Here is a 12,773-nt window from a genome sequence, read left to right on the forward strand (position 1 = left end):
GCAAGAGGAGTCGATCAAGTGCAGAGTCAGCCAGTGACATTGTCGGCCTCGGCAAGACGATCAATTTCCTGCTGTAGCAGGTTGGGGTTGACGAAGAAATTGTCGCTCTGTAACAGGTCACGGGCGCCGTCGAGCACTACATTCTTCTTGAACTGCACGTTCCGCGATCCGAAGCGGGACATGTCGTAGTAGATGCTCAGGAACGATGACAACTTGGCCTGGTCGGATTCGGGGCCGGCCATGATTAGTTGCAGGCCCAGCGCGTTGAGATATTGGACCGTGGCTCGGACGTTTTGCGGATCCATCTTCTCGAATGCCTCATCCAACAACATGATCCCGCCGCCCGCCGTACTTCCCTTGGACTTGCCGTAGGCGGCTGCGAGCGCAGCCCCGAAAATAAGGTAGACCGGAGTCCGATGCTCGCCGCCAGATGCCGGCCCGAAGCGCTTACTGAGCCATCCGACCGAGGTGCCATCTTGGAAGACCTCAATGTCGTAGCTGAAGAATCGGCGGTGGTCATTGAGTGGGCTGGTTTCGTGCAAGAGTGGTGAGCTGCTGTCTCCTTCTACCAGCATGCGGAACTCCTCCGGGATATCTCCAGGTCCGCCAAAGAGGTCGTCTTCTGAGCTACCCTGTGTTCGCACTCGGCGAAGGAAGTCGTAAAGGCTCCGGTGTTCGTCAACCACCTTGTGCTTGAACTCATATCGTTCGTTGTTCGAGAAAGCTGGTGCCGACTTCAGTACCGATGTGAGACCGTCAATCTGTTCTTGAATGCGGTCGAACCCTGTGAGCAGTGTCTGTGCTACGTCCGTGCGGAACACCTTCACTGCCGCCTGGTAAGCCTCTTCGGCTTTTTCCTCCTGCTCGGCCAACTCCAAGTCCTGCAGTCGCTGCCGTTCGGCCAAGATGAATTCGAATGCGCGCAACCAGTCGCCACTGCTGACGTCGATGTTTTGAAGGTTGTAATCCCGAGTGTAGTTAGCAAACAAATACCATGCTTCACGGTCCGCGTTATCGGCTGCCGAGCGCGCCTGCTGGAGTGCACGGTCCAGACTGGACAGCTTCTGGGCCCAATTCTCCCTGTGGCGTTCGTCCAGTCTGGCACGGTGGCGCTCCACTTCGTTCGCGTTGTAGAGCGTGTTCTGACGACATTCTCGCTCCCGTAGCGATTCGACTTCCAGTTGCTGTTGCAGACCCGCCACTTGGGTGTTTGTATGCGTCAGCTTCTCTCCGAGACGGGTAACCTCCCTAGTCCACTGCAATTCCTTTTCTCGGGCGTTGACCGCGTTGCTGTCAGCCGCTGCTTTCCTCGCCTGCAATTCGGCCAGGGAATCAGTCTGTGTGCTTTCGAGCGCAGACCTCAGATTCGCGGCCGCGCCAGCCGTTTGGGCTACGACCAAAAACTGGCTCTCGAGGGTGCCCTGCAGCACCGCTGCGTCCGCGAACGGCGCCAGCTTTTGCTGACCAGCCAACAGCCGGTCTACGGCAGCAGTTGTTATTCTTAGTCGCTCTTCTACCACCTGGAGATCCTGTTCGGCCCGTTGGCGCATCGCGCCACTATCAGTGCGGCCGAGCCGTAGCTCGCCTGCACCCGGGAGGCGCCGGCGTTCTATGCCGCCGCCCGAACTGGCCATGCCTTCCTTGGAAATCGCCTTGGCGCCAGCACGAAGCTGCTCATTCGATTCGGCCAGCACCGTACGGCCAAGCTCGCCCTGCAGGTATTGCACTGCCTCTGTGCTCTTGCCCTGGATTAGCTCCGCCGCATATTGCTCATTGCCCATAGCACGCCATTCACGGGTACGGGACGGTAGGGCCAACTTTACGCCGTAAATGCCGCTGGCTGCCTTGCTGCGATAGATGGCAATTGCATCAAGCTCCTTCTCAGCAGGAACTAGCAAGGCCTCAATGTGCCGGCCCAGCCAGGACTCGATGGCGGGCTGCCAGCTGGGGTCCGAAACAGTTACCAAGTCGCAAACGGGAGTAACGTCGATACCCGCATCGGAGAGCACACCCATCAATTGCATCGTGGACTGATGTAGAGACGTAAGCCCGCGACTGGCACGTTCACGGGCGATCATCGCCTCTCGGCGTTTTTCAGTCGCCAGCTTATGCTCTGCTTCGGCCTCCGCTACCGCGCGGCGTACCACATCGTAGGCCTGAGCCATGGAGCGAAGGGTAGCCTGAATCGCAACTGCTGGAGGGACCCTGCCGTCATCGCGTATATGCTCCAGGTCTTGCACCTGCGCAGCCGCCTCTTCGAATGCGCCACGGTGGGCTTCCATGCCTGGCAAGTCGGTGGCTGCACTCAGCGCGGCCAACATAGCGAGGAACTGCAATCGAAGTTGAGCTTGCCTCTGTTCAAGCGTTGATTCCAGTTGCTTCAGATTCTCGGCATGGCCAGCTTGTTTGCGAAAATCGGGATCGCGGTTGAGTTCGGCAATCACCCGGTCTCGTGTCTCGCTGGCCAGTGTTAATTCGGCCTCGGACCGACCCAACTCCAGCTTCGCCCGCTCAATATCTTCAGCCAGTTTCTCTACTTCCACCTCGGCAGAGTCCAAAGTTTCGCCCAGCCGCTCGGTGGAGTAAGTGTGCTTGAGTACTGCCAGATTTGCGTCGGATGTGCGCTCGCGTTTGACTACCCCGTACTTGTCGGCAACCTCGGTTGCACGATCGATTCGCTCCTTAAGTCGCGTGATGAGATCGCGTAGGTCACGGACCTCATCTAGGCGGGCCCGAAATTCTTTTACCCCCGTAGGCATAGGCTCAATCAGGTGTTGCCGCAGTGTCTCGCTCAGATCGGTGATGTCCTCATTGAGCTTGAGTGAGCGCGCAAAGGCGGCACGAAGAGACTGCGAATTCGGCTTGTCGCCGGGCCCCGCCAAGTGATCGATTAGAAGACGTCGGACGAAATCGTCGCGGTTCTGGGTGAACACCGGCACGGTCTTCGCTTCGAGCCGACAAAGATCGGTCGCCATGTGTTGAAAAGCACGCCACGGCATTACCGTCTCACGCTGACCTTCAGTCTGCAGGTGGTGCTTCGCAGTCATTGCGACGCCGGGCAGGATGTAGAGGCCGTTAACCTCTGCCTTCGGATCGTCAATGTGAGCACTGAGGGAAACCCCCGCAGTGAAGGGGACTCCGGTCTTGGCATCGCGAAACACTAGGTCCACGTACGTGTTTGCGGACGTTCGGGCGTAGGAACTACCGCCTGGAATGTAAGACCCGAGACAGTAGTCCCGCAGCGTACGGGAGCGCTTCTTGCCTTCGCTGGCCGCATTGAAGTGCGTGCGGTTGCCGTCGGCCGCAAGCATGACCACTTGGATCGCATCCAGTAGGGCGGACTTGCCGGTACCGTTGGGGCCCAAAAAAGCGGTGTTGATGCCGGTCTCCAGGTCCTTTGCCTCGTAAAGGAAAAACTGGACCAGAGCGATGTTCTCAAGCAACTTCAATGTCGTTCTCCTCATCCAGTTCTGGCGCATGCGCGGCCAACTGATGCAATGCGCTTTCCCCCAACACGTCAGCGATTCCAGGACGAATCGCAATCTTGAAGGGCTGTCCGTCTTCGGAGTCCAGCACTCGCACCAGTCCATAGCGTTTTAGGGCAACGGCCAGTTCGCGCAGATCACCCCGCTCGGGAAGCTCCCGACCGAGCCACTCCTTGTAAGCGCGTTCCAGTTCTTCGAGGGAGATATAGGCCTCGCCGTCAGTGATCTCCGCCGACTGCATCCGGTCGTCGTAGAGGCGGCGTAGCACCAGCGCCAGACGGGTTTCGCTAAGGCGCATTTTCTCGGCAACCTGGTGGGTCGGAATAGCGGCTACATAGGAATGGTGATGATTGTGTATCAGACTCATGCCCAACTTGGACAAGACGTCTCGGTATGCCGTGAAATGCTTGACTATCAAGTAATACGACACACGGCTAAAACGGTCGCTGGCATATAGCACCTGCTCCACGATTAGCCGATAGGCCGCTTTCTCGAAGTCGGCGACCACGTACTCACCTTGCGTCTGTTCTGACAATCGCTCCCAGCTGACCATCACTTCCTCCCCACTCGAATCACGAACTGTTGATGCTCCATGTATTCATTCCTCGTATTGGTTTCGGGCACAAATGTGACGTGCATACCCGGAACCATCTGCAGGTGGGGATCCGACTTGCGTTTGCCCTGAGGACAACCGTCGCGTGAGGCAATCAGCAGCAGTCGCTGATAGCAGCAGAGATCAATGATCGAATCGATATTCAACTCATCCGAGCGGATTGCGCTCTGGTCGCCTAAATGCCGCGCCACGTATTGGGCCAGTTTCAAGGGCGTGACGTTGCGATCAGCGTTCATCCGCTGCCGGAGCGCTTCCTTGGCGAGCTCCTCGATGGTCGGGACGAACTCTGCGACCGTGGTCGATACATGCTCTCGCAGCGGTGTGCGGGGCTTCGCTAAACCAAACTCGGACGCGTGATAGATCCCTGCGATGCCAGGTAATGCAATATGGCCTTCCTCCAATACCTTCGCGGCACTGATGGCCTGGTCGATCAGCTTGTCGAAGTTGCCCGGTGATCGCAGCTTGTACTCGAAGAATGCCATGGCGCGCTGATGCGCCACGCGAATCTCTTCATCCAGCCGACGCAGGTGCTCCTCGACATCGCGTAAGCGCAGAAGCAAACGGGTGTCCCGCTCGTACAAGGCCTCTGCTCGCAGGAGGTCACCATCTGCCTGCTTCTCGGCATACCACATGATCAAGGATTGGCGCAGATTGGCATCGTGTTGGAACTGGAGTGTCAGGCTGACGATGTCCGATCGGTACTGCAGTGGATGGTTATTGGTGCGGAAGTCGCTGTAATCCGCAATGAAAACTTTCTCGATGTATTCCTCAAAGAAGCCTCGAACGAACTCACTAGCCGTGGTCTTGGTCACGAGTATGTCCATCAAGTCCTGAACGCGGCAGCTGGTGTTGATGATGTGCGCCATGCACTGCTTGGCCTGCCGGGCAGCCTCGGGATAGAGTTCGGGAGCCTTCCCGGCAGAGACCTCGCGTAAGTTGAGGAAGATTGATCGAACCTTGCCGCCAAGGAACTCGGGCTTGTGGTGAGCAAATTCGGTCAGAACTGTGAAAAATTGGGCGACGACTGGCCGCACCGTGACGTGATCGATGACACCACGGCGACGTTGGCTGAGCCATCCGCTCTCGCAAAAAAAGTTGAAGATGCCGTGGGCGCGGATAGTGATAGGACTTTCCACGTCCTCCCATGGATCGTCTGCCACCAGGAAGGACTCAATGGCGCGAATTACTGTTGTTTTGGGAGCTTCTTCACCGGGAGAGCGTCCGCCATCGCCCCACATTTCTATCATTAATCGGCATAGAAGATCCCAATAACGTAGATTGTTGGTCGCTGCTAAGGGCCGGAATAGGTCCTTGGGTAGGCGCTCAAAAAGCGGTGGCGTGCTGGCTTCCATTTCCAATGCCCCGGTTTGATTTACTCGGATAACCGCAGCATAGGTCTATTGCTACATCTATGCTATGGCTCTAAATGTTCTCATTGGTTTCCGGATATGACCCGTCGCAACTCTGCTCCAAAAGAGCGCTTTGAAGCTATCGAGATTCTGCTCCTCTGGGAAGGGCGCGTTTCGCGCTCCCGACTGCTTGACCTGTTCAACATCCACGAGACGTTGGCCAGCCGGGACATTGCGGGGTTTCGGGCAGAGTATCCGGATGCTTGCGAGCCCGATAGTGGTAGCAAAAGCTATGTGGGTTCTTGGAGCCTACGTCCTACACTCACCCGTGGCACTTTCGATGAGTACCAGAGACTCATCGGAGTGATTGGAAGCCTAGATGCAGTATCCGCAGGTGTGGCGGTTGAGTGCATTCAGGTCGATGCCACATCGATCCGGCACCCGCTGTTCGCTCAGATTCACCGTGCAATGCGGCTAGGACACTGCATCAGAGTGCTCTATCGCTCCATGAGTAATCCTGAAGCACATGAACGAGTAATTCGCCCGCACTCGCTTATTCAAGCGGGACCGCGGTGGCACATCCGGGCGTACTGTTCCAAAGCTGAGGCATTCTGCGACCTAAATCTTGGCCGAATTTCGGCGGTAAGTGCATCTGAAAACGCCGGCCTCCCAGGGCTGGATCGAGACGTAGATTGGCACAGGATAGTTGCAGTGCGTCTGGTGCCACACAGGGATCTGTCGGCCGAACAGGCCCGTATGGTCCGTGAGGAATACATGGGGGGTACTGCAGCAACGGTTTTTAACGTCCGCGCCCCTATCGCCAAGTATTTAATCCAATCCTTCCGAGCGGCCATTGATCCTGAGCGGGAGAGGGCTCCAGAACATCTGCTCATGGTCTACCAGCCCGAAGAGTTGCCTGCGGTAGCCGATATTCGACGGTTGTGAGTTGACTGGTGAGCGGGGTTTTCGGGGGGCTCATACCCTGTTGATCCTGTGAAAATGACACTGCCAGCTTGATGATCGTTCGTCCATTGGCTATGGGTAGAATCCAATAGCCTTGCTTAGAATTACCCCTTTTTCGCTCTTGGAACACCCCAAAAACAAGTCCAGAATTGAGTCTTTTCCTGCTTCGGCAAGAAAATAAACCCCTTAGATTTCAATGGGTCGGACGCTAGATGCGAGTCTCGTTTCCCGCTCCAAGCATTAAGAAAAAGCCACTCAATAGAGTGGCTTTTTTTTGCCTGAGATTTATCAGTAGGCTGTTTTTGCTTCTTTAATTTCGCAATTGCCATGCAGGTTTGAGGCGTTGAGTTGCTCGGGATACAGGCCGTTTCGACGGCAGTACTCGCCTAACTCAAGCTGCGTCAGGCTGGCCGTTTCAAGAACGGCGGCAAACCGGGCTTCAGCAACGCCGACAAACTTCGGCCACGGTGAGGTTCAGTGGGGGAAGCAACATCCTGAGCAATGCGGCTTTACGTTCGCGTGAATAGTACGTCACAACCTGTCTCTTTCCGCCCTCGGTGTGCTTTTGGGGATAAATCCGGAGAGGCGACAACTATCCTGACACCGGGGGGGCGCGTTGCATGGTCACCCCCAAACGCTTGAGGCGTTGGCGGAGCATGCCTGCCTGGGATTCTGCAGCCACGCAAGCTGGCCGGATTGGGTGCTTAAAAACGGTAGCCAGCAAAAGACCTTTCGGCCGACGGGGCCGCTGATTTCTGACAGTTCAGAGTCGCTGCTACAGGCGGCGGTGGAGGGGATTGGGATCATTCTGACTCCCGATTGGTTGGCTGGCGCAGAGGTGTGCGATGGCTCGCTTGTGCAAATACTGCCGCAATGGCAAGGCGCAGAAGCCGGTGGGATCTATGCCGTCATGCCGCCGGGCCGGCTTGTTCCGACGAAAACCCGGGTGTTCGTCGATCAAATTACGCGTGCCATTCAGGCGGGTTGGGAGCAGTAAATAGATACGCTCGATTAACAAAATAAAATTGTGTTTGTGAAAAAATTATATTGATTTTTTTTAGGATGATGCGGCTTTAGCATAAATCCACCTTCAAAAAAGCCGTCGGGCAGCGACCACGGTGTCCGGCACCACAAACCAATAAAAAGCTGTTATCGGAGTCCTGATGAGTCTTTCTCCCTTCCACCTCGCAATTCCCGTGTATGACCTGGCCGCTACCCGTCACTTCTATGGTGAAGTATTCGGTCTCTCCGAAGGCCGTTCCAGCAACCAATGGGTGGATTTCGATTTCTACGGCCATCAACTGGTCATCCATGAGCACCCAAAAACTGCTTCGCAGGAAAGCGTGCACAGCAACCCGGTCGACGGCCACGACGTACCGGTCCCGCACTTCGGCATCATTCTGGAGTGGGCGCAATGGGAAGCCTTGGCCGAGCGTTTGAAGGCGCGCGCGACCAAGTTTGTGATCGAACCCTACATTCGCTTCAAAGGCCAGGTCGGCGAGCAGGCGACCATGTTCCTGTTCGACCCGTGCGGCAACGCACTTGAGTTCAAAGCGTTCAAGGATATGAGCCAGCTCTTCGCTAAATAATAAAAAACTGGCGCACCCTCAAGCGTGCGTGCGCCAGAAACACTTAAATGAGCTGGAAGCTCATGAATCTAGCTACTGCCCTCGCGCAGTCCTTTCATTCCAACAAAAAGGCTAGACATGAAACGTATCCCTTTAGTTTGGCAAATAGTTGCCGGGCTGTTGCTTGGCGTGCTCGTGGGTTGGTATTTCAATACCCATCCAGAAAATCAAGTTTGGATCAGTACCGAAATCCTTAAACCGCTCGGTGATATTTTCATCAAGATGATGAAAATGGTCGTCGTACCGATTGTTTTCTGCTGCATGATCCTCGGCATTGCCGGGGGCGGCGATAACAAATCGTTCGGTCGCATGGGCGCAAAGTCGTTGATTTACTTCTTTGCAATCACCAGCCTCGCCATTGTTCTCGGCTTGTGCTTCGCCAACATTTTCGAGCCAGGTAAAGGCACCGAAATCGCGGGCATCGCGCACAACGCTGCAGCCGTGCACATGGAACCGTCGAAAGGCGCGCTGATCATCTTGCAAAACATCGTACCCGATAACGTGATTGTCGCGATGTCGGAAGCGAAGTTGCTGTCGGTCCTGTTCTTTGCAGTGCTGCTTGGTATGGCGTTGAACACGTTGCCTAAAGAGAAGAGCGCACCGGTTGTTGCGGTCGTTCAGGGCTTCTCCGATGCAATGTTCAAGGTGGTGTCGTTTGTCATGGCGTACGCACCGATTGGTGTGTTTGGCATGATAGGTGCGACGGTCGCGACCTTCGGATTTGCCTCGTTGCTACCGTTGCTCAAGTTGATCGGCGTGGTATACCTTGCGCTGATTACCTTTGCGCTGGTGATGCTGGGAGGCATCTGTTACCTGATCGGCGAAAACCTCTTCAAGTTAATCAAGTACTTCCGGGATGAGCTGATTCTGGCCTTCTCCAGTGCTGCCTCTGCGGCCGTCATGCCGCAGTTGATGACCAAGCTGGAAGCCTATGGCGTGCCTCGACGTATCGTCAGCTTCGTGGTGCCGGTGGGTTATGCCTTTAACCTGGACGGAGCCTCGATCTTCCTGGGTGTGGCGACAATCTTTATCGCCCAGCTCTATGGAATCGATCTGTCATTGACTCAGCAGATTTTGCTGGTGGTCACGATGGTGCTGACGTCAAAGGGCGCTGCGGGTGTACCTGGGTTTGCCATCATCATTCTGTCGGCAACCTTGGCGTCTGCCGGGCTGCCTCTGGAAGGGGTCGCGTTGATCGCCGGGATTTTCCGGATCATTGACAGCGGCACCACTACCTTGAACGTGCTGGGCAATGCGATTGCCCCCTTGGTCATCGCCAAGTGGGAAAAAGCGCCCCTGGAGCGCAAAAGTCCTGCAGGTGTCGAGCAGAGCGTTTAATCAGTAACGCAAAAGAGCCTTCCACGTTAATCGCGTCGAGGGCTCTTTTTTTGGCTGATATTTCAATAATAAGTTGTTGTTTGTTGTTTGTTATTTTTAGGCGACTAGTTGCTCGGTTCAAGTCACGAGCCGCGTCCTCTAAGTTGCCACTGTGCTGCCATTATTAATAAAAAAAAGAGGTGGTTTATGTGCAAGAAGACATTGTTCTATCGGGCAGCGTCGCTGCGTCGTATTGTGGATGGCGTTGCTATTTATGGGTGGTTTTCAACTGGCGATGGCCAGCCCACGCACGGCGTTGACCCATGCTGCGGTCGCCGTACCTGACCAATTTGCTGCAGACACCGCCAACGCCATTTTTGCCAAAGGCGGGAATGCTGTGGATGCGGCAGTCGCCGTGGCATTTTCACTGGCTGTTACCTATCCCGAAACCGGAAATATTGGCGGTGGCGGGTTCATGACCCTCTATTACAAGGGTAAGCCCTATTTCCTGGATTACCGTGAGCGTGCGCCGTTGAAAGCGACGCGAGACATGTTCGTCGACAACACGGGGAAAAAAGTGATCGCTGCCGACCAGCCGGAAGGCAGTGTCATTGGACACCGTTCGGTAGGTGTACCGGGTACGGTCGCCGGCATGTGGGAGGCGCATAAACGGTTCGGCAAGCTCAGGTGGGCCGAACTGATCGAGCCGGCCATTCACTATGCACATCGTGGCTTCGTCGTCGATGAAGCATTGGCCAGCATTGCTTCGACCGAAAATGAAAGACGATTCGCCGGTAAAACCAACTTCGCTGAATATTTCGGCAAGCTGCAGGCGGGTACTACTTTCAAGCAGCCTGAACTGGAGGCATGCTATTTTCACAAGCGCTGGGGCGCCCGCCCGTTTAACCAAAATCTAAAGCTAGGCCAGCGATTCAAATTGATCGTCGATCGCAGACTGCCTGAACTCGAAGATCTTACTCTCATGCGTCGCCCCCCATTCCCGCATCGCGCTGATCAAAGGCGTAAGCGTGTTGCCTAATTCTGTGAGCGAATACTCCACCTTGGGCGGAACCTCACGATAGATTTCGCGATGGATAACCCGGTCTGTCTCCAGCTCTCTCAATTGCAGCGTGAGCATCCTCTGAGTCACATCTGGCATCAGTCTGCGCAACTCGTTGAACCGCTTCGTTCCTGACATGAGGTGGAACAGAATGAGCGATTTCCACTTCCCACCAATGACGTCGACAGTAAAGGCGACGGGGCAAGCAAACGCCTCGATTTCACCCTGAGGGATGCATTTCTTCACTGGGAATCTCCTTAGTATAAAAAATGTGCCTACAGCACAAAAATGTGCGTACTTACATAGTAGTGCTGTGTACGTTACCATCATTCCATATCAATCACTATGGAATTGCGTAGATGAGCTTGCTGCTATCCCCTTATAAAATCAAAGGCCTCAAACTGAAAAACCGGGTCGTCATGTCGCCCATGTGCATGCACATGGCTGCGGATGATGGCTTTGTCACTGAGTGGCACCGAGTGCATTACGGTGCTCGTGCCTTGGGCCAGGCGGCGCTGATTTTCCCCGAAACGCTGGCCGTCCACGCCGATGGCCGTATCGGGGCCGGTGACCTTGGTATTTGGAGCGACGCACACGTTGGCGGCTTGAAGGCGCTGACTGAACTGCTTCACAGCTTTGGTGCAAAAGCCGGCGCTCAGATTGGCCATGCAGGGCGCAATGCTGACCTGCCCAATCTCATTCACATCGCGCCATCGGCGATTCCGTTCACGGAAACCAGCCCTGTTCCTCGCGAGCTCGCGGCTGATGAAATTCCGGGTTTGGTGAAGCTCTATGGCGATGCCGCACGGCGTGCCAGCGACGCCGGATTCGATGTACTTGAAATCCATGCCGCGCACGGTTACTTGTTGAATGAGTTTCTCTCGCCGCTGGCCAATACGCGCGACGACGAATATGGCGGTGATGCCAAGCGTCGCTATCGCTTCCTGAGCGAAGTATTGGAGGAAGTCAAAACCCATTGGGGTGACCGTCCCTTATTCGTTCGGATCTCCAGCTCCGATTACACCGAAGGCGGAAACACGGCTGAGTCGTTCCTTGAATATGGTCGCTGGATGAAAGAACAGGGTGTCGACCTGATCGACTGCAGCTCGGGTGGTATCAAGATGGTGAAGGTGCAGACCTACCCGGGTTATCAGGTACCGGCTGCGGAATTGCTGCGTAAGGAGTTGCATATCGCAACGGGAGCGGTAGGCCTGATCCAGAATGGACGCCAAGCCGAGGAAATTCTGCAGAATGGCCGCGCTGATCTGGTGTTTGTAGGGCGACAAATGCTGCGTGATCCGTTCTGGGTGCGCACGGCAGCAGATGACCTGAAAGAGATCATTGAGATTCCTGCAGCCTATACACGTTATGGATCAGTCTGGCTTGATACGAAGGCTTGATCAGCCAGACCAATATCCCGCCTGTGCCTGGTTCTAATGTTTCTTCACGGCCTGCTCGGTTATCAGTTGAGCCAGCAATTTTACCGGCTCGGTAAGGCTACGGCGTGCACGATGAACCAGGCCAATATCGCGATGAAATGTACGTTGCTTTAGGTCGATGGCGCGTACTTCGGCAGGCCACTCCTTGCGGGTGGCTGTTTCCGGAATCAAGGCTACACCGACACCGTTTGCAACGAGCTTGATGATCGCATCCAGCTCATCGAGTTCGCAGACTTCATGCAATGGAATATGGGTTTGTCGCAAGAACCTATCAACCTGGCGTCCGCCAAAAGATGAACGGTCATAGCGAATAAAAGGTTGCTTCGACACCAACTCAGCCCAGTCCTCTCCCGGCATATCGACGGGGACGATCAATCGGTACGGTTCGCGCGCCAAAGTTGTCCAGCGCAGATCGCTATGAAGAGAGAAGGGGGGGCGGATGATCGCTGCCATGTCGATTTCACCTGAATCGACCAGGTTCACCAGTTCCATTGAAAGGCCGGGTACCACGCGCGTCCGACATTCCGGAGAACGTTGGTGAAATTCAGCGAGCGCTTCCGGCAAATAAGAGCGTTGAACGGACGCAATCGCTCCGATAGTGACCAAGATGCTTGCCGGAAGACCCTCCGGGCTTGTACCCAGATTTTTAAACTGGCGCACCAGTTCCTGACCCTGCAATAGAACTTGATGCCCCATCTTGTTGAGTTGGGCCGTACGTCCTTCGCGGTCGAACAACTCTACCCCAAGCTCTGCTTCAAGGCGTTGCATCTGGGCGCTGACGGCCGCTTGGGTAAGGCCTATCTTGCTGCCGGCTGCGGCGAAGGTCCCTTCCCTAGCCACCGCGATAAGTGTTTTAAGTTCTTTGATCATGCGCAAATAATAATTATGTTTTGGTTGGAAATATATTTATATTTTTGTC

General features: G+C 55.2%; 11 protein-coding genes. 6 read left to right on the forward strand and 5 right to left on the reverse strand.

Translation table 11 applies throughout. The features are described 5' to 3' along the window. Nucleotides 1-26: 26 nt before the first annotated feature. The 3 genes from ACYZUA_RS15150 to ACYZUA_RS15160 are packed head-to-tail and all read right to left on the reverse strand — an operon-like array spanning nt 27 to nt 5,450. Nucleotides 27-3,449 carry an SbcC/MukB-like Walker B domain-containing protein gene (locus ACYZUA_RS15150; RefSeq protein ID WP_461959491.1) on the reverse strand — a complete coding sequence of 1,141 codons (3,423 nt, stop codon included), beginning with the start codon at nt 3,447-3,449 and terminating at the stop codon, nt 27-29. Continuing rightward, nucleotides 3,436-4,038, reverse strand: a complete 603-nt coding sequence (locus tag ACYZUA_RS15155) for a DUF4194 domain-containing protein (RefSeq protein ID WP_461963986.1) — start codon at nt 4,036-4,038, stop codon at nt 3,436-3,438. The genes ACYZUA_RS15150 and ACYZUA_RS15155 overlap by 14 nt, the downstream gene beginning before the upstream one ends. Further along, the gene (locus ACYZUA_RS15160; RefSeq protein WP_461959492.1) at nt 4,038-5,450 is read right to left on the reverse strand and encodes a Wadjet anti-phage system protein JetA family protein; all 1,413 of its coding nucleotides are present in this window, start codon (nt 5,448-5,450) and stop codon (nt 4,038-4,040) included. Before ACYZUA_RS15160 ends, ACYZUA_RS15155 begins: the two co-directional genes overlap by 1 nt. Before the next feature lie 96 nt (nt 5,451-5,546). Here ACYZUA_RS15160 and ACYZUA_RS15165 point away from each other — a divergent pair, with 96 nt between their 5' ends. From ACYZUA_RS15165 to ACYZUA_RS15185, 5 genes are all read left to right on the forward strand, one after another. Then, nucleotides 5,547-6,392, forward strand: a complete 846-nt coding sequence (locus ACYZUA_RS15165; protein WP_461959493.1) for a WYL domain-containing protein — start codon at nt 5,547-5,549, stop codon at nt 6,390-6,392. A gap of 634 nt (nt 6,393-7,026) precedes the next feature. Beyond that, a complete protein-coding gene (locus ACYZUA_RS15170) occupies nt 7,027-7,407 on the forward strand; it encodes a substrate binding domain-containing protein (protein ID WP_461959494.1) in 381 nt (126 codons plus the stop codon). 166 nt (nt 7,408-7,573) lie between these two features. Further along, on the forward strand, nt 7,574-7,999 hold the full coding sequence (locus ACYZUA_RS15175) for a VOC family protein (protein WP_427131037.1): 426 nt from the start codon (nt 7,574-7,576) through the stop codon (nt 7,997-7,999). 117 nt (nt 8,000-8,116) lie between these two features. Beyond that, nucleotides 8,117-9,376, forward strand: coding sequence for a cation:dicarboxylate symporter family transporter (locus ACYZUA_RS15180; protein ID WP_461959495.1), 1,260 nt, complete (start codon nt 8,117-8,119; stop codon nt 9,374-9,376). A 238-nt stretch (nt 9,377-9,614) separates the two neighbouring features. Beyond that, entirely contained in the window at nt 9,615-10,394 is a 780-nt protein-coding gene (locus ACYZUA_RS15185; protein ID WP_461959496.1) for a gamma-glutamyltransferase, read from the forward strand. Here ACYZUA_RS15185 and ACYZUA_RS15190 read toward each other — a convergent pair. Next, the gene (locus ACYZUA_RS15190; protein ID WP_461959497.1) at nt 10,275-10,745 is read right to left on the reverse strand and encodes a winged helix-turn-helix transcriptional regulator; all 471 of its coding nucleotides are present in this window, start codon (nt 10,743-10,745) and stop codon (nt 10,275-10,277) included. The two genes, ACYZUA_RS15185 and ACYZUA_RS15190, sit on opposite strands and share 120 nt — an antisense overlap. Before the next feature lie 29 nt (nt 10,746-10,774). Here ACYZUA_RS15190 and namA point away from each other — a divergent pair, with 29 nt between their 5' ends. Beyond that, nucleotides 10,775-11,815, forward strand: a complete 1,041-nt coding sequence (namA, locus tag ACYZUA_RS15195) for an NADPH dehydrogenase NamA (protein ID WP_461959498.1) — start codon at nt 10,775-10,777, stop codon at nt 11,813-11,815. Between the two features lie 33 nt (nt 11,816-11,848). On the opposite strand, the gene ACYZUA_RS15200 is transcribed toward namA, so the two are convergent. Further along, complete coding sequence (locus tag ACYZUA_RS15200; protein WP_461959499.1) at nt 11,849-12,724, reverse strand: LysR family transcriptional regulator; 876 nt, start codon at nt 12,722-12,724, stop codon at nt 11,849-11,851. Nucleotides 12,725-12,773 lie beyond the last annotated feature (49 nt).

The organism is Pseudomonas sp. LS2P72, assembly GCF_054897865.1.